The sequence below is a fragment of the Acidiphilium rubrum genome, from assembly GCF_900156265.1.
Taxonomy (GTDB): domain Bacteria; phylum Pseudomonadota; class Alphaproteobacteria; order Acetobacterales; family Acetobacteraceae; genus Acidiphilium; species Acidiphilium rubrum.
The window spans coordinates 19,143-36,130 of record NZ_FTNE01000016.1; the positions used below are offsets into that span (position 1 = coordinate 19,143).

The following is a 16,988-nucleotide window of genomic DNA, read 5'->3' on the forward strand; positions in this document are numbered from 1 at the left end:
ATGACCCCGCCAATCGCACCCGAACGGGCCGCCGTCCGCCCCGATCCACGCGGTGAGAAAAAAACGGGCTCGCTGCTGACCAGCGAGGGCATTCTGGCCGCACTCAGCCGCACGCGCGAAGAACAGCGCGCCGTGCTGGGACGCCACCGCCGCGCGGTGTCGATTTTCAAATATACGCTGCCAGCCCTGGCCGCGGTGCTGATCACCGCGCTGGCCGTGCTGCCCAACCTGCGCAACGGCGCTGCGATCGGCCGGATTTCATACAAGAAACAGGCGATTGCGGCCGGCGCGCCGCTTTCGCGCATGAGCACGGCGCGGTATCGCGGTGTGGATGCGCAGGGCGAGAAATTCACCATCACGGCGCAGCGCGTCATCCAGGTCACGCAGGACCGGCTGAACCTGGTGGCGCCAAAGGGCGACCTGACCACCAAATCCGGCAATTGGCTGATGCTGAACGCGCGCCACGGCTTGTATCACCAGAACAGCCAGTTGCTCGATCTGGCCGGCAAGGTGACGCTGTACCGCCAGGACGGCACGATCCTGCACACCAGCCGCGCCGCGATCGATATCAAGGGCGGCTCGGCCAAGGGCTCCGATCCGGTCAAGGCGTTCGGCCCGTTCGGCACGCTGCACGCGCAGGATGGCTTCGTTGCGACCAATCATGGCAGCGATATTCTGTTCAAGGGCGCTTCGCACGTGGTGCTTGATCAGGTTGCGGTTCCGGCCGTTGGGGGCGGATCGTGACGGTAAGGCAAGGCAAGGACTGCTTTTTTGTAAAAAAGCAGCAAAAAACTTTTATTAATCTGGGGCACGGGCGGTTTCATCGTCACGGACTCATGGTTGGAAAGTTTTTTTGCTTCTTTTTTTCCAAAAAAAGAAGTGCTTCCTTCCGTCTCTTTCTGGCGTTCGCAGCACCCGTAGCCGCCCAAGCCCAATCCCTCGGCTTCGACGGCGGGTCCGGCCCAACACCGGTGCCGATCAACATCACCGCGAGCAACGGCATCGCCTGGAACCAGACGGCGCACACCGTGACGGCGATGGGCAGCGCCCAGGCCGTGCGCGGCAAGGTGACGGTGACGGCTAACCAACTGGTCGCGCATTATCAGCCGAAAACGGGCACCTTGCCGCCCGCGACCAAGCCCGCCGCGACCGATGGCGGGCTGGGCGGGCTCGATTCCGGCTCGTCGCAGATCACGCAGCTCGATGCCGTCGGCAATGTGCATATTTTCACCGCGACCGATCAGGCGTTCGGCGATCTTGCGGTGTTCCATATGGACCGGCACGAATTGGTCCTGACCGGCAAGCACCTGAAACTGACCACGCCGACCGACACTGTGACCGCGCGCGATCAGATCCAGTATTGGTCGCAGGAGCGCAAGGCGGTGGCGATCGGCGACGCGCTGATCGTGACGAACGACCAGCGCTCGATCGCGGCCGATACGCTGACCGGCTATTTCGTCGCGGCCGCGCCGCCGGGTGTCGCGACGGCGGACCCATCGTCCGATCAGGCGAGCAAGCTGCGCAAGGTGGTTGCGGTCGGGCATGTCGTGGTGCGGACGGCGACCGATATCGCGACCGGTGAACACGGCGTGTATCATCCGGCGACCGGCATCGCGATCCTGACCGGCGATGTGCATATCACGCACGGACCGAACGAATTGGCCGGGCAGCGCGGCCAGGTGAACATGAAGACCGGCATCGCGACACTGATGGCGACCAAGGGCCATCGCGTCGAGGGCATGGTGCTGCCCAATTCCGCCCCTGGACCTGCCGCGAAGTCGCCGCAATCCGCGCGGAAACCGGGTTCATGAACGAGCAATCGCGCGTCAGCGAGGGCGGGTATCGGGAGCCGGCCGGTATGATTTCGATCCCATCGGGGACGGGGCTGGTGGCGACCGGTCTTGGCAAGAGTTTTCGCAAACGCCCGGTGGTGCGCAACGTGTCGGTCACGCTGCGGCGCGGCGAGGTGGTCGGGCTGCTCGGGCCGAACGGCGCGGGCAAGACGACGACGTTCTACATGATCGTCGGGCTGATCCAGCCGGATACCGGCTCGATCGTGCTGGATGGCGCGGATATCTCGACCCTGCCGATGTATCGCCGCGCCCGCCTGGGGGTTGGCTACCTGCCGCAGGAGGCGAGCGTGTTTCGCGGCCTGACGGTGGAGCAGAACATCATGGCGGCGCTGGAAGTGGTCGAAGACGACCGCGACCGGCGCGATGCGATGCTGACCGAGTTGCTGGCGGAATTCAGCATTCTGCACCTGCGGCGCACCCCGGCCGTCGCGCTGTCGGGCGGTGAACGCCGCCGCGTCGAAATCGCCCGCGCGCTCGCCACCGGCCCCAGCTACATCCTGCTCGATGAACCGCTGGCCGGTATCGATCCCATCGCGGTCGGTGAAATCCGCGACATGGTCACCCAACTCAAGGACCGCGGTCTCGGCGTGGTGATCACCGACCATAATGTGCGCGAGACGCTCGAAGTGATCGACCGGGCCTATATTTTGCACGATGGGCAGGTTTTGATGGAGGGCCTGCCGGATGAGGTTGTCGCGCATCCGGATGTGCGGCGGGTTTATCTCGGGGATCGGTTTATTCTGTAAAAGAAGGGTTCTTTTTTGTAAAAAAGAACCAAAAAACTTTTACTCGTTATCTTGCAAATAATTGGTCTGTGGTGTTCGAGATGTAGATCTCGTGGCGGGCGGTCAGATTGTCGCCGATCACCAGACGATTGTCGATCTGCGCCAGATGACCACCGACGGCAATGATCGGGTGATGCCAGACGAGCCCGCCGAAGATGAGCGTCTTGAAGCGGTACAGTTTTGCGATGAAGATCTGGTTGCCGACGCCGCTGTATTTCCGCTCCCCCACGATCTGTGGATGCTCCGCCGCGAGGCCGGAGGCGTGGAACAGGTATTCCGACAGAAAACTGCTTGCCGCACCGGTATCAAGAATCGCGGTCAGGCGATGACCATCCAGCGTCACCGGGAATTTCGGTGCGCCATTGCCCGCCTTGCCGAAATCGACCGGGTGTAGCGCACCGCTCCATGGTACGATCGTGCCGCAATCGAACGTATCGACCAGAAAGACCTGCTGCGCCGGCAGGTCGATGTCGATATCGTAATAACGCAGGATGTCGTTGCCGATCAGGCCGCCGAGATGCCGCCCATCAGGCAGTTTGTGGTCCGACAACGCGAGCACGGGCAGCAGGATCTTGCTGCCGCGCGCAGCACCGAGTTGAAAATCGCGCACCGTCGCGACCGAGGTGAACGTCGACCCGCCCGCTCCGGCGACCAGCAGCGATTTGCTGGCCTCGACCGGCAGATTGAGCGCGGTGGCGACCGACGGTGTCACGCTGGAAAACGCGCCACCGGTATCGATCATGATATCCACCGGCAATCCGTTCATCCGCGCGCGGACGATCGGCATCGGGCTGTTCGGAAAGGCGGTGTTGAGCAGGGCAACCGGCTTGGGTTTGCACACGCCCGATGAAGCACAACCGCCCAAAGCCAGCATCATCACGATACCAGCCAGCACAAAAGCAAAATTCACAAACATCCCCCCCTGATCGCAAACCGATTAGGGGGCGGAATGTTACGGTCCGTCCAATCACGTCACCGTGATCATGCGGCCGGCGTCAGGCGGCGGCTTTGGCCTCCCGGCGCCGGTCATGCAGGATGAATTCGGTATAACCGTTCGGCTGTGTGCGGCCCTTGAACACCAGGTCGCAGGCGGCCTGGAACGCGATGCCGTCGAAACCCGGCGCCATCGGCTTGTAGAGCGCATCGCCGGCGTTCTGGCCATCGACCACCGCGGCCATCCGCTTCATCGTCGCCATCACCTGCGCCTCGGTGACGATGCCGTGGTGCAGCCAGTTGGCGATGTGCTGGGCGGAAATCCGCAGGGTCGCGCGGTCTTCCATCAGCGCCACGTTATGAATATCGGGCACTTTCGAGCAGCCGATGCCCTGGTCGATCCAGCGCACCACATAGCCGAGAATGCCCTGCGCATTGTTGTCGAGCTCCTGCTGAATATCGTCCGGCTGCCAGTTCGGCCGGCCGGCCAGCGGGATCATCAGCAGATCATTCAGCGATCCCATCGGGCGGGATTTCAGCTCGGCCTGGCGGGCAGCGATATCGACCATGTGGTAGTGCAGCGCATGCAGCGTCGCCGCGGTGGGCGATGGCACCCAGGCGGTGTTCGCGCCGGCGCGCGGATGGCCGATTTTCTGCTCGAGCATCGCGGCCATCGCATCCGGGGCCGCCCACATGCCCTTGCCGATCTGGGCGTGGCCGGGCAGGCCGCAGGCGATGCCGATATCGACGTTGCGATCCTCGTAGGATTTGATCCAGGGCGTGTTCTTGATCTCGTTTTTGCGGATCATCGGGCCCGCTTCGATCGAGGTGTGGATTTCATCGCCGGTGCGGTCGAGAAAGCCGGTGTTGATGAAAAAGATGCGGTGCTGTGCCGCCTCGATACAGGCGGCGAGATTGGCCGAGGTGCGGCGTTCCTCGTCCATGATACCCATTTTGATCGTGTTCGCCGGCAGATGCAGCAGGGTTTCCACCGCACCGAACAACGCATCGGCGTAAGCGACTTCATCCGCGCCATGCATCTTGGGCTTGACGATGTAAATCGACCCGGCGCGCGAGTTTTTGACCCCCGTGGTGCGCTTGATGTCGTGCAGGCCGCACAGCGCTGTCACCACCAGATCGAGCATGGTCTCGGGAATCGGGTTGCCGGCTGCATCGAGCACGGTGTCGGTATAGATATGGTGCCCGACATTGCGGATCAGCATCAGCACCCGGCCGGGCAGTGCGAACTCGGTGCCATCCGGCGCGGTGTAGACCCGATCGGCGGCGAGGCGGCGGGTGAAGCGCGTGCCGCCTTTTTCGACCTGCTCTTCGAGCGTGCCGTTCATCAGACCGAGCCAGTTGCGATAGACCAGCACCTTGTCCTCGGCATCCACCGCGGCGACGCTGTCCTCGGCATCCATGATCGAGCTGATCGCGGATTCGATCACCAGATCGGCGATGCCGGCCGGATCGGTCTTGCCGATCGTGTTGGTCGCATCGATCACGATTTCGACGTACAAATTGTGGTTGCGCAGCAGGATCGCGGTCGGCTTTGCCGGATCGCCGCGGTAGCCGGCGAATTGCGCGCCGTGCTTGATGCCGGTTTCACCGCGTTCCAGCACGATCGCGAGATGGCCGTTATGGATGTGATAGCCGCGCGCCTCCTTGTGGCTGCCGACCGAGAGCGGAAAATTCGCATCGAGAAACGCGCGCCCGCGTGCAACCACGGCGGCACCGCGCTTTTCATTATAGGTCTTGCCGCGCGCCTGACCATCGGATTCGGCGATCGCATCGGTGCCGTAGAGCGCATCGTAAAGGCTGCCCCAGCGCGCGTTGGCGGCGTTCAGCGCGTAGCGCGCGTTCATCACCGGCACCACCAGCTGCGGACCGGCGATGGTGGCGATTTCCGCATCGACCGTGCTGGTGCTGACCGCAAACGTCGAAGGCTCCGGCTGCAGATAGCCGATTTCACGCAGGAACGCCTGATACGCCGCCTGATCGATCGGCTGCGCCTTGTGGGTGCGATGCCACTGATCGATCGCGGTCTGCAAACGGTCACGCTCGGCCATCAGCTCGGCATTGCGCGGCGCGTGCTTGGCGATCAGCGCGCTGAAACCGTGCCAGAATTCGCTCGGCTCGAGCCCGGAGCCGGGCAGAGCTTCGGAGGCGATGAACTGGTGCAGCGGTGCGGCAATTTTGATGCTGCCGGCATCGATATAGGTTTGGCTCATAAAGGGGGTCTCCATCCGTTGCGGTGGTTTTGGCCAAACGCCGGGCGCTTGTCGAGTGGGCGGGACCTGCGGGCTGACAACCTCCTCTTGCAACCGTGATTTTACGAACATATAGTGAACAAATGATTGATGGTCCGATCGATGGATGAAGCGCTCGACACAAAACTACGAATTCTGGCCGATGCCGCGAAATACGATGCCTCCTGCGCCTCGTCCGGCGGCAAAAAACGCGCGGCGGGTAAAAACGGCATCGGCTCGACCACCGGCTCGGGCATCTGCCATTCGTACACGCCCGATGGTCGCTGCATTTCGCTGCTGAAAATCCTGCTGACCAATTACTGCCTGTTCGACTGCGCCTATTGCATCAATCGCCGCTCCTCGAACACGAAACGCGCCCGCTTCACGGTGGCGGAGGTGGTTTCCCTCACCATCGGTTTTTACAAGCGCAACTATATCGAAGGGCTGTTCCTCTCGTCCGGCATCATCCGATCGCCCGATTACACGATGGAGCAGATGATGCTGGTGGCGAAAACCCTGCGCAACGAGCACGGGTTCGCCGGCTACATCCATCTCAAAACCATCCCCGAGGCGAATCCCTGGCTGATCGAGCAGGCCGGGCTGTTCGCGGATCGGCTGTCGATCAATCTCGAATTGCCGCTCCAGAAAAGCCTCGAAGATCTCGCCCCCGAAAAGAATACCGCGACCATCAAGACCGCGATGGGGCAGATGCGCGAACGCATCATCGAGGCAAAAGAGGAACGCCGGCATTTCGCGCCAGCCGGGCAGAGCACGCAATTGATCATCGGCGCCGATACCGCAACCGACGACGTCGTGCTCACCACCAGCGCATCGCTGTACAAAAACTACGCGCTCAAGCGGGTCTATTATTCGGCGTTCAGTCCGATCCCGGAGGCAAGCCGGTTCCTGCCCGCGAAATCGCCGCCGTTGCAACGCGAACACCGGCTGTATCAGGCGGACTGGCTGCTGCGCTACTACGGCTTCACCGTGCCCGAAATCACCGAAGGCGGCGATGCCAGTATGCTCGACCTCGACATCGACCCGAAACTCGCCTGGGCGCTGAAGCACCGCGCGCTGTTTCCGGTCGATGTGAACACCGCGCCGCGCGAAATGCTGTTGCGGGTGCCGGGGCTGGGCACAAGGGCGGTCGATAAAATCCTCGCCGCACGCCGGCACATGCGCCTGCGGCTCGATGACATCGCCCGCCTGACCAGCGGGCTCAAACGACTGCGACCGTTCCTGATCACGCTCGATCATCGCCCCACCCGGCTGATCGACCGCGCCGATCTGCGCCAGAGCCTGATCGCACCGCCGGTGCAACCGAGCCTGTTCGATTGAACACAGCCGTCACCCTCGCCGCCGGCGCCGACCAGGACGGATTTCGCCTCGCAGTCCGGCGCCTGCTCGCCGCCGATATCGCGCCGGATGCGGTGGTCTGGGGCACGCCGGATGCGGGCGATCTGTTCGGCGGCAGCCTCGCGGGCGATGCGCCACCGGTCATGCTGCCGCGGGCGCTCGCTGCGATGATCACGCCGGTGGTCTGCCATCGTGACCCCGAACGCTACGCGCTGCTGTATCGGCTGATCTGGCGGATGCGCCATGGTGAGCCTGAGCTGCTGGCCAACCCGGCCGACGCGCTGGTCCGCCGCCTCGAGATGATGCGCAAAGCCATCCGCCGCGATCTGCACAAAATGCACGCCTTCGTGCGGTTTCGCGAAACCATCGGACCCGATGGCACGGCACGCTACATCGCCTGGTTCGAGCCGGATCATTACATCGTCGAAGCGACGGCGGGGTTCTTCGTCGAACGATTCCGCAGCATGATCTGGGCCATCCTGACCCCGGTCGGCTCGCTGTTCTGGGATACCGAACGCCTCGCCATCGGCGGCCCAGGCACCAAAGACCACCTGCCGGCCGATGACGCGTTCGAAGCCGGCTGGTGCAGCTATTACGAAAGCATCTTCAATCCCGCACGGCTCAACACGGTCGCGATGCGCAGCGAAATGGCCGGCAAATACTGGCACAACCTGCCCGAAGCGCGCCTGATCCCGGCCCTCGTGCGCGGCGCACCGGAGCGGCTGCGCGATATGGTCGCACGCGAAGCCACCACCCCGATCCACCGCGACCCCGCGCTGGCGGTGGCCGCAATGGCCAAGCAAAACCCGAAAACCCTCGCCGATCTCAACCGCATCATCGCCGCCGCCCCCAGCCTCGTACCAGGCGCAACCCGCGCGGTGCTCGGCGAAGGCCCGATCGGGGCGGCCATCATGCTGGTCGGCGAACAACCGGGCGATGCCGAAGACAACGCCGGCCGCCCCTTCGTCGGCCCGGCCGGCCAAATGCTCGATCGCGCCCTCGCCGAGGCCGGAATCGATCGCACCACCACCTACCTCACCAACGCCGTCAAACATTTCAAATACCAGCAACGCGGCAAACGCCGGCTGCACGCATCCCCCACCACCAGCGAAGTGAAACACTACCGCTGGTGGCTGATGCAGGAACTCGGCTTCGTGCAGCCCAAACTGGTCGTGGCCCTCGGCGCGACGGCTCTGCTCGCCCTCACCGGCCAGCCCCTGCCGCTGCTGCGCAACCGCGGCCCCATCAGTTTCGACGGCCAGGCCGGCTTCGTTACAACCCACCCCGCCTACCTGCTGCGCCTGCCCGATCCCGCCACCCAACAAACCGCCTACACCGCCTTCGTCGCCGACCTCCAACACGCCCGGTCCCTGGCCTCCGCGTGTTAACCTGATGCCTGCCGTCTTGGGGGGCGCTTTGGGTGAGCAAGGCGGGGGGCTTTGCCCCCTCGACCCCCACTAAGGGCGGAGCCCTTAGAACCCGCTAGTTTTAGGTAAGGGGAGGGCGATACAGGCCAGATCAGCGGAAAGTCCGAGGCAGCGCCCTCCCCTTACCTAAAACTAATGGATTTTAAAGGCTCCGCCTTTAACGGGGTCCAGGGGCAGAGCCCCTGGCCTTGCTTGCCCAACGCGCCACCCCCAAAACGGCAGGCATCGGGTTGTCACGCGTGGCCCGGGGCCAGGAGGGTGGCGATCTGGGTGGCGAAGTCGCCCCACACTGCGGACATGGCGGCGGCGATCTGGGTGGGCGTGGTGCCGTTGGTGGGCGAGCGCAGGTGGATGAGGCGGGTTTGGCGGTGTTGGCTGGTTTGGGGTTTGATCGAGACATCGGCGTCGAGGGTGATTTGGCCGGTAGCATCGGGGTCGAAGGTCAGGATGTTGATTTCGATGATCAGGCTATCGGGCAGGTCGATGGCGCCGCCGCCGCCGATCACGGTGGCGTAGGGCAGGCGTTGGGCGAGGTTCTGGACCATGCTGATGCGCAGCAGGTCGGTGAGGGAGCCGGCCCATTGATTATCATCGAAGGTGGCGAAGCTGGTGCGGCTGCTGGGTTTGGGCAGGCCGCTCTGGTTCAGATAGGACGGGATGATGATCGGCCGCAGGGCGATATTGGCGTGCACCGTGCGATCGACGGCGCCTGGGGTTGGCGCGATGCGGTAATATTGCGTGACGACGGCGGTGCCGCACCCGGCCAGCGGGGCGCAGAGGGCGGCGGCGCCGGCGATCAGGGTGGTGCGGCGGGTTGCCATCAATGCTTGCTCCTTCCGAACAGGACCGCTTGCGGGTGCTGCGACAGGTAATTGGTCAATTGCTGGACCGATTGCAGGGTCTGGTTGCTCTGGCTGATCAGGCGTTCGAGGTTGATCTCGAAATCGGAATCCGGGCCATAGCTGCGGTTCAGCGATTTCAGCAGTTGATTGGTCGATTGCGCGGTCTGGGATACCGAGTTCAGGGTATGGTCGATCGGCGCGTGCTCCAGCGTACGGTTAGCGGTGACGATCAGTTTGTTCATGTTATCGCCAATCTGCTGGATCGGCAGTTTGTCGAGCTTGGCTGAAACGCTGGCGAGCGATTGCATGATGGCGTCGAGCCCGCCGGGCTGGCTGGGCAGCACCATCACATGGTGCTCATGCGTGACCGAGGCGGGTTTGGCGTGCGGCACCATGGTGAAGGCAATGATCTTCTGGCCGGTGACGATATTGCCGGTCTCGATTTCGACGCGCATGCCCCGATCGACCAGTTTCTGGAATTCGGTGGTTTCGTTGATCGATTGCAGCGCCTGCGGATTCGGGAAAATCCGGCCGGGTTGCAGGCGCATTTCGACCTTGGCGCGGATGAGTGCGGAGTGCAGATCGACCACGAGTTTCAGCTTGGAGACCACGCCGACCTGGATGCCGAGAAACATCACCGGCGCCCCTTCGGTCAGGCCGCTGACCGAGGAGGTGAAGTATGAAACGACCGGCAATTGCGTCTGGTAGCCCGCGGTCTCCGCCGCTTCGTGGGTCGGGTAGAGCGGGAACACCGCTTCGGAGGGGCTGGGTTTGTCCTTGTCCGCGCGTGGCGGCAACGCAAAGGTGACGCCGCCGGTCACCAGCGCCTGGATGGACTGCACCTCGATATGAAACGCGCCGCCGATGATGCCGGCGGTGATACCGGACGAGTTCCAGAACAGGCTCTCCGGCTTGACCAGATTATCGAACGGGGCGCGCACGAAAATCCTGATTTTCGCCGGGCCGAGGCCGTTGCCCAGATCATAGCCGAGCACCTCGCCCACCTGAACGTCGCGGTAGAACACTGGCGAGCCGGTATTGAGTGATCCGATGTCCTTGGCGCGCAGCACGAAGGTGCGGCCGGCGACATCCGAGCGCACGCCGGGCGGTTGTTCGAGGCCGATGAAATAGGATTGCGGCTTGCCACCCGGTGCGCCGGGATCGACGCCGATGAACGCGCCGGACACCAGCGTATCGAGGCCGGAGGGGTCCTTGAACGAGAAATGCGGCCGCACCACCCAGAACCGCGCATGGCTGGTGAGGAATCGTGCGCCGACATTGTTCATCCGCACATGCGCGATGACGTGGCGGTTGTTGCGGCTGAGATCGATGGTCTCGAGCGTGCCCAGCGTCATCGCCTTGTATTTGACCTGGGTCTGCCCGGCGACCAGGCCTTGCGCGGTATCGAATTGCAGGGTCAGCAGCGGGCCTTGCTGGGCCAGTGTGCGGTAGCCGAGATAGGCCGCAATCCCGATCGCGATCAGCGGCACCAGCCAGACGAAGGAGAAGCGTTTGCGTTTCAGCCGAGCCGGCTTCGGGGCGGGCGTTTCGCTCATGAGGGCTCCGCGATCAGCGTGGGGTCATGCGGGGTTTCGGGTGCGGCTTCGCGTGCGCCGTCCCACATCAGGCGCGGATCAAAGCTCTCGACCGCGACCATCGTGATCACCACGACACCGGCGAAGCAGGCCGCACCGGTCGAGGCCCGCACATTGGCGAACTGGCCGAACCGCACCAGTGCGACCAGGATCGAGACCATGAAGACATCGATCATCGACCAGCGGCCGATGAACGCGACAAAGCGATAGGTGCGTGTCAGGCCGAGCAGATGCCGCCCGCTCGGGCGCTGCGCCTCGATCAGCATGCAGGCCATCGACAGCAGCTTGACCAGCGGGATTGCGATGCTCGCGAGCAGCACGAGCAGGCCGAGCGGCCAGACGCCGGCCGCGAACAATTCCACGATGCCGCCCATGATGGTGAAGGGCGTGGTGCGGGCGAGCTGGGTGATCAGCATCACCGGATAGAGATTGGCCGGAATATAAAGCGCCATCGCCGCGATCACGAAGGCCCAGCTGCGGACGATGCTGTCGGGTTTGCGGTCGCGCAGCACCGTGTCGCACCGCGTGCACGCCATGCCAGGTTCGGCGCGGTTGATCAGGAAACAGCAATGGCACCCGATCAGATGGCCGCCGCGGTGATCGGCATCGAGCGGGCGTGGCGCGGGGCCGGTATCGAGCGCATCCCAGATCGCGCCGGTATCCAGCGAGCCATCGAGTGCGGCCATCGAGATCATCAGGCCGACCAGGGCGAACAGCGACAGGTCAAGATGCACGGTCGCCATCGCGGTCAGGCGCGTGTAGGCGACCAGGAAGCCGAGCAGATAGACATCGACCATCGCCCACGGCCCGATCAGCGGATACCAGCGGAAGATCGCCTTGAGAAAGCGGGTCGGTTGGTGCTCCAGACGGATGCCGAACAGGGTGAGCAGCACGATGCCGAGCTTGATTCCCGGGAATATAATGGTAACCGCCAGCACCAGGAACCCGACAAGATCGAACCCCTGCACTGTCAGTTGTAGCGGACCGGTCGCGATATCCGCGCGCTGCAACCGGCCAAAGATCGAAATCTGTACGAACGGGCCGGCCAGCGCGAGCAGATAGAACAAGCCGGCGGCAAGCGCCCAGCCGCGCGGGATGCGCATGTCGGGGTGCCAGATCCGCCCAAGACTGCTGGTGCATTGCGGGCAACTGGCCGCGACGCCGCGCACATTGTGAGGCACCGTCGAGATCAAGCCACATAACGGGCAGTCGCGCAGAGCGACGGAATGCGCGCCGTCACCCGTCAAGCGCGGCAGGCTCCGATCCGATGATCCGGGCAGAGTGGCGCGAGGCGGGTTCGGCGTCCGTCATGACGGTTATAGTGGGGATGCGAGGCAACCGGCGCAATGTGGGGATACACTAGGTAAAGGAAGGTCTTCTTTTTTGAAAAAAAGAAGCGAAAAACTTTCCGACCCTGGGGCACGGGCGCTGAAACCGGCATGGACCCAAATTAACAAAGTTTTTTTTGCTTCTTTTTTGTTCACAAAAAAGAAGACCTTCCCTTCCCTTCCTTTTTTGCCGTTACAGCCCGCCGCCGAAAAACCCAAGCCTCAATGATTATCGCGCGGCACGCCGAACCGCTCCGCGATCCGCTGATAGCCGACCGCGTGTTCCATCACCGCACCGGTTTCCAACTGGCCGGTGAAGCGGCGGTGGATTTCCTGCCAGGGGGTCTGGTTGAGCAGTTCCGGCAGTTCCATCGCCTCGCGGCGCCGGGTCAGTTCGGCTTCGTCGATCAGGATATTGGCGGTGCGGGTCTTGAGATCGACCCGGATGCGATCGCCGGTTTTCAGCAGCAGCAGGCCGCCGCCGACCGCCGATTCGGGTGATGCGTTCAGGATCGAGGGGCTGCCCGAGGTGCCGCTTTGCCGCCCGTCGCCGATGCAGGGCAGCTGGTTGACGCCTTGTTTCACCAGCGCATCCGGCGGCAGCATGTTCACCACCTCGGCCGAGCCGGGATAGCCGATCGGGCCGCAGTTGCGGATCACCAGGATGCAATCGGCATCGATGCCGAGCGAGGCGTCGTTGATCCGGTCGTGATAATCCTCCGGCCCTTCGAACACGATGGCGCGGCCCTCGAACGCATCGTGATCGCCCGGCTTGCGCATGAAGCGGTCGCGGAACTCGGGCGAGATCACCGAGGTTTTCATAATCGCGCTGTGGAACAGATTGCCGGTGAGCACGGCGAACCCGGCGTGTTCGTGCAGCGGGGTTGCGTAATCGGTGATCATTTCGGCATCGATGCTGCGCTTGCCGCGGTTTTCCTCACCCATGGTGCGGCCGGACACGGTCAGCGCCCCTTCGCGGATCTTGCCGTGGCGCATCAGCTCGCCGATCACGGCGGGCAGGCCGCCGGCGCGGTGGAACCGCTCGCCGAGATATTTGCCGGCCGGCATCATGTTGACCAGCAGCGGGATTTCGTAGCCGATTTTGTCCCAATCCGCGATGTCGAGTTCGACGCCGATATGCCGCGCGATCGCGATCACATGCGGCGGGCAATTGGTCGAAGCACCGATCGCCGAGGCGCAGACGATGGCGTTTTCGAACGCCTCGCGCGTCAGGATGCGCGACGGGCGCAAATCTTCATGCACCATGTCGACGATGCGCTTGCCGGTCTCGTAGGCGATCTGCGCGCGCTCGCGGTACGGGCCGGGGATCGCGGCGCAGCCGGGCAGCGACATCCCCAGCGCTTCGGCCATCGCGTTCATCGAGCTGGCGGTGCCCATGGTGTTGCAATGGCCCACGCTGGGCGCCGAGCCGGCCACCATGTCGATAAATTTGTTGTAGGCGATTTCACCGGCGGCGAGGCGGCGGCGGGCTTCCCACACCACGGTGCCGGAACCGACCAATTCGCCCTCGAACCAGCCATCGAGCATCGGCCCACCGGACAGCACGATGGCGGGGATATCGACGGTGGCGGCCCCCATGATCATCGCCGGGGTCGTTTTATCGCAGCCGGTGGTGAGCACCACGCCGTCGAGCGGGTAGCCGAACAGCACTTCGACCAGCCCGAGATAGGTCAGGTTGCGGTCGAGCGCCGCGGTCGGGCGCTTGCCGGTTTCCTGGATCGGGTGGACCGGAAACTCGATCGGCACGCCGCCGGCGGCGCGAATGCCATCGGCCACCCGCTTGGCGAGTTCGATATGATGGCGGTTGCATGGCGACAGATCGCTGCCGGTCTGGGCGATGCCGATGATCGGCTTGCCGGATTGCAATTCCTCACGGGTCAGCCCGTAATTCAGGTAGCGCTCCAAATAGAGCGCGGTCATGCCGGGATTGCCGGGATTGTCGAACCATTGGGCCGAACGCAGCTTGGTCGGGGTATTGCTCATCGGGGTTACTTTCAGTTCGACCAGCCGCCGTCGATCACATGAGCGACGCCGGTGGTGAAGCGGGATTCATCGGAGGCGAGATACAAGGCGAGCATCGCCATTTCATCGGGCGTGCCGAGCCTGCCCATCGGCTGGCGGCCGACGAACTCCGCCTCGATCGTCGCGGTATCGGTGTTGCGGGAAGCGGCCAGGGCGGCAATGCGGCCGCGCAGCGACGGGCTTTCCACCGTGCCGGGGCAGATCGCGTTGCAGCGCACGCCTTTGGTGACGTAGTCGGCCGCGACCGATTTGGTCAGCCCGACCACGGCGGCCTTCGACGCGCCATAGGCGAAGCGGTTGACCGTGCCCTTGATCGACCCGACCGTGGAGGCGATGTTGATGATCGAGCCGCCACGCTGTTCCAGCATGCCCGGCAGAAACGCCCGAATCGTGTGAAACATCGATGTCACATTGAGATCGAACGAGAATTGCCAATCCTTGTCGGCACAATCGAGCACCGAGCCATGCGCGACATAGCCGGCGGCGTTGACCAGAATATCGACCGCGCCGACCGATTGCGCCATTGCCGCGATCGCGGCGGCATCGGTCACGTCGAGCGCCATCGCCCCCTCGATCCCGGCGAGCAGGCTGGCATCGCGGTCGGTCGCGATCACCATGGCCCCCTCGCGCATCAAGGTTTCAGCAATCGCGCGGCCGATTCCCTGCCCCGCGGCCGTGACGAAAGCGGTCTTGCCGGCAACGCGTCCTGTGTTCGACATCGTCGTTCCTCATCATCATCTTGTTGCTTGCCAGCAGGGCCGACTGGACCGAAACTGGTGCGGTTGATAGATGACGATTACCAATAACCAACACACACCGCAAGCAGACCAACGCGCGCAGAAAGCAAGAGGGGGGGGACACCGACAATGACCGAAGGTTACCATATCTATGATCCGCGGATGCGGCCGATGCTGCTGATGAACGCGGCGGTCGAACGGATCGCGACCGGGTTTCGCTGGGCGGAAGGCCCGGTCTGGTTCGGCGATGCGAATTGCCTGCTGTGGTCCGACATTCCGAACGACCGGATCATGCGCTGGTGGCCGACCGGGGAGATGGATGTCTATCGCGCCCCTGCCCGCTTCACCAACGGCCACACCCGCGACCGGCAGGGCCGGCTGATCAGCTGCGAACACGGCGGGCGCTGCATCAGCCGCACCGAATACGACGGCCGCGTGACCGTGCTGGTCGACCGGTTCGAGAACAAGAAGCTGAACTCACCCAATGATGTGGTGGTGAAATCGGACGGCTCGATCTGGTTCACCGACCCCGATTACGGCATCATGTCCGATTACGAGGGGCACCGCGCGGAGAGCGAAATCGGCGCCTGCCGCGTCTACCGGTTCGACCCGGCGAGCAACACGCTCGCGGTGGTCGCCGATGATTACGAACGGCCGAACGGCATTGCCTTCAGCCCGGACGAGCGGTTCCTGTACGTGGCGGATACCGGCTTCACCCATCGCGAGGGCGGCCCGCATCACATCAGGGTGCACGAGGTGATCGATGGGGTGCGCCTCGGCGCGGGCCGGGTGTTCACCGTGATCGAACCCGGCTTCGCGGATGGGTTCCGGCTCGATGAGCACGGTAACATCTGGACCAGTTGCGGTTCGGGCAATGCGGTCGCCGCCTTCGCGCCGGATGCCACGCCGCTCGGCAAGATCGACATCCCCGAAATGGTGAGCAACCTCTGTTTCGGCGGCCCGAAGCGCAACCGGCTGTTCATCACCGCGACGACATCGGTCTATTCGCTCTACCTCGGCGTGCGCGGGCATCCTATTTCATAGCGATGAACCGCAACACCGCCCTTCTCGTGATCGATGTGCAGCGCGATTTCTGCGCCGGCGGCGCGCTCGCCGTACCGGATGGCGATGCGGTGGTGCCGGTGATCAACGCGCTGGCCCAGCACTATCAAACCGTGGTGATCACGCAGGACTGGCATCCGCCGCAGCACGTCTCGTTCGCCAGCACGCATCCCGGGCGGGCACCGTTCGAGACCATCACGCTCGACTACGGAACCCAAATGCTGTGGCCGGATCATTGCGTGATGGCCAGCGCGGGGGCAGCACTGCACCCCGATCTCGCGATCCCGCACGCAGCACTGATCCTGCGCAAAGGGTCGAACCGGGGCATCGATTCGTATTCGGCGTTTCTCGAAGCCGACCGGACCAGCCGCACCGGGCTCGATGGCTATCTGGCCGCGCGCGGCATCACCGCCGTCGATCTGTGCGGGCTTGCGACCGATTATTGCGTGTCCTGGTCGGCGCAGGACGCGCGGCACTTCGGGTTCGCGGCACGGGTGATCGAGCCAGCGTGCCGGGCGATCGACGTCGATGGATCGCTGGCGGCGGCGTGGGCGGCGATGGGGGGTGCGGGTGTTGTGCGGGGTTGAGAGAAGGGAAGGCTTCTTTTTTGAAAAAAAGAAGCAAAAAACTTTCTGACTCTGGGGCACGGGCGCTGAAACCGGCACGGGCGCAAATTAACAAAGTTTTTTTTGCTTCTTTTTTGTTCACAAAAAGGAAGACCCTTACCTCCCTCCCCGTTTTCCGCACTTCCGAGCCCGGGGGTCGCACAGAGCCGCCC

Annotated in this window: 14 protein-coding genes; 7 read left to right on the forward strand and 7 right to left on the reverse strand. The window is 63.6% G+C overall.

Annotation, left to right across the window (positions count from 1 at the left end; all coding sequences use genetic code 11):
- The 3 genes from lptC to lptB all read left to right on the forward strand — a co-directional run bounded on the left by lptC (position 1) and on the right by lptB (position 2,599).
- Positions 1–744, forward strand: coding sequence for an LPS export ABC transporter periplasmic protein LptC (lptC, locus tag BW994_RS12390; protein ID WP_051657618.1), 744 nt, complete (start codon positions 1–3; stop codon positions 742–744).
- A gap of 227 nt (positions 745–971) precedes the next feature.
- Positions 972–1,811, forward strand: coding sequence for an LptA/OstA family protein (locus BW994_RS12395; RefSeq protein ID WP_245594222.1), 840 nt, complete (start codon positions 972–974; stop codon positions 1,809–1,811).
- A gap of 47 nt (positions 1,812–1,858) precedes the next feature.
- On the forward strand, positions 1,859–2,599 hold the full coding sequence (gene lptB, locus BW994_RS12400; RefSeq protein WP_029313695.1) for an LPS export ABC transporter ATP-binding protein: 741 nt from the start codon (positions 1,859–1,861) through the stop codon (positions 2,597–2,599).
- Positions 2,600–2,645: 46 nt separating this feature from the next.
- Here lptB and BW994_RS12405 read toward each other — a convergent pair whose 3' ends face one another.
- Together BW994_RS12405 and BW994_RS12410 are read right to left on the reverse strand one after the other, a co-directional pair.
- Positions 2,646–3,548, reverse strand: coding sequence for a retropepsin-like aspartic protease (locus BW994_RS12405; protein ID WP_162176825.1), 903 nt, complete (start codon positions 3,546–3,548; stop codon positions 2,646–2,648).
- 85 nt (positions 3,549–3,633) lie between these two features.
- Positions 3,634–5,802 carry a malate synthase G gene (locus BW994_RS12410; protein WP_029313698.1) on the reverse strand — a complete coding sequence of 723 codons (2,169 nt, stop codon included), beginning with the start codon at positions 5,800–5,802 and terminating at the stop codon, positions 3,634–3,636.
- 141 nt (positions 5,803–5,943) lie between these two features.
- Here BW994_RS12410 and BW994_RS12415 point away from each other — a divergent pair, with 141 nt between their 5' ends.
- Both BW994_RS12415 and BW994_RS12420 read left to right on the forward strand, forming a co-directional pair.
- A complete protein-coding gene (locus BW994_RS12415) occupies positions 5,944–7,158 on the forward strand; it encodes a putative DNA modification/repair radical SAM protein (protein ID WP_029313699.1) in 1,215 nt (404 codons plus the stop codon).
- Positions 7,155–8,564, forward strand: a complete 1,410-nt coding sequence (locus tag BW994_RS12420) for a UdgX family uracil-DNA binding protein (RefSeq protein ID WP_035230970.1) — start codon at positions 7,155–7,157, stop codon at positions 8,562–8,564. Before BW994_RS12415 ends, BW994_RS12420 begins: the two co-directional genes overlap by 4 nt.
- 272 nt (positions 8,565–8,836) lie before the next feature.
- On the opposite strand, the gene BW994_RS12425 is transcribed toward BW994_RS12420, so the two are convergent.
- The 5 genes from BW994_RS12425 to BW994_RS12445 form a co-directional block, all read right to left on the reverse strand.
- Positions 8,837–9,424, reverse strand: a complete 588-nt coding sequence (locus BW994_RS12425) for a PqiC family protein (protein ID WP_029313496.1) — start codon at positions 9,422–9,424, stop codon at positions 8,837–8,839.
- Positions 9,424–11,001: a PqiB family protein gene (locus BW994_RS12430; protein ID WP_076454617.1), complete on the reverse strand. Its 1,578-nt coding sequence runs from the start codon at positions 10,999–11,001 to the stop codon at positions 9,424–9,426. Before BW994_RS12430 ends, BW994_RS12425 begins: the two co-directional genes overlap by 1 nt.
- Positions 10,998–12,287 (reverse strand): paraquat-inducible protein A, encoded by a 1,290-nt coding sequence (locus BW994_RS12435; RefSeq protein WP_139334103.1) that lies wholly within the window; start codon positions 12,285–12,287, stop codon positions 10,998–11,000. The genes BW994_RS12430 and BW994_RS12435 overlap by 4 nt, the downstream gene beginning before the upstream one ends.
- Positions 12,288–12,590: 303 nt before the next feature.
- Positions 12,591–14,372: an IlvD/Edd family dehydratase gene (locus tag BW994_RS12440; RefSeq protein WP_029313499.1), complete on the reverse strand. Its 1,782-nt coding sequence runs from the start codon at positions 14,370–14,372 to the stop codon at positions 12,591–12,593.
- A gap of 11 nt (positions 14,373–14,383) precedes the next feature.
- Positions 14,384–15,130, reverse strand: coding sequence for an SDR family oxidoreductase (locus BW994_RS12445; protein ID WP_029313500.1), 747 nt, complete (start codon positions 15,128–15,130; stop codon positions 14,384–14,386).
- Positions 15,131–15,277: 147 nt separating this feature from the next.
- Between BW994_RS12445 and BW994_RS12450 the strand changes: the two genes are divergently transcribed.
- Both BW994_RS12450 and pncA read left to right on the forward strand, forming a co-directional pair.
- Positions 15,278–16,192 (forward strand): SMP-30/gluconolactonase/LRE family protein, encoded by a 915-nt coding sequence (locus BW994_RS12450; protein ID WP_029313501.1) that lies wholly within the window; start codon positions 15,278–15,280, stop codon positions 16,190–16,192.
- A 2-nt stretch (positions 16,193–16,194) separates the two neighbouring features.
- Entirely contained in the window at positions 16,195–16,797 is a 603-nt protein-coding gene (pncA, locus tag BW994_RS12455) for a bifunctional nicotinamidase/pyrazinamidase (protein WP_029313502.1), read from the forward strand.
- Positions 16,798–16,988 lie beyond the last annotated feature (191 nt).

Coding starts and splice junctions, on each gene's coding strand:
- lptC (WP_051657618.1), top strand. CDS start 1: ATGACCCCGCCAATCGCACCCGAACGGGCCGCCGTCCGCCCCGATCCA.
- lptB (WP_029313695.1), top strand. CDS start 1,859: ATGATTTCGATCCCATCGGGGACGGGGCTGGTGGCGACCGGTCTTGGC.
- BW994_RS12410 (WP_029313698.1), bottom strand. CDS start 5,802: ATGAGCCAAACCTATATCGATGCCGGCAGCATCAAAATTGCCGCACCG.
- BW994_RS12415 (WP_029313699.1), top strand. CDS start 5,944: ATGGATGAAGCGCTCGACACAAAACTACGAATTCTGGCCGATGCCGCG.
- BW994_RS12425 (WP_029313496.1), bottom strand. CDS start 9,424: ATGGCAACCCGCCGCACCACCCTGATCGCCGGCGCCGCCGCCCTCTGC.
- BW994_RS12430 (WP_076454617.1), bottom strand. CDS start 11,001: ATGAGCGAAACGCCCGCCCCGAAGCCGGCTCGGCTGAAACGCAAACGC.
- BW994_RS12440 (WP_029313499.1), bottom strand. CDS start 14,372: ATGAGCAATACCCCGACCAAGCTGCGTTCGGCCCAATGGTTCGACAAT.
- BW994_RS12445 (WP_029313500.1), bottom strand. CDS start 15,130: ATGTCGAACACAGGACGCGTTGCCGGCAAGACCGCTTTCGTCACGGCC.
- BW994_RS12450 (WP_029313501.1), top strand. CDS start 15,278: ATGACCGAAGGTTACCATATCTATGATCCGCGGATGCGGCCGATGCTG.
- pncA (WP_029313502.1), top strand. CDS start 16,195: ATGAACCGCAACACCGCCCTTCTCGTGATCGATGTGCAGCGCGATTTC.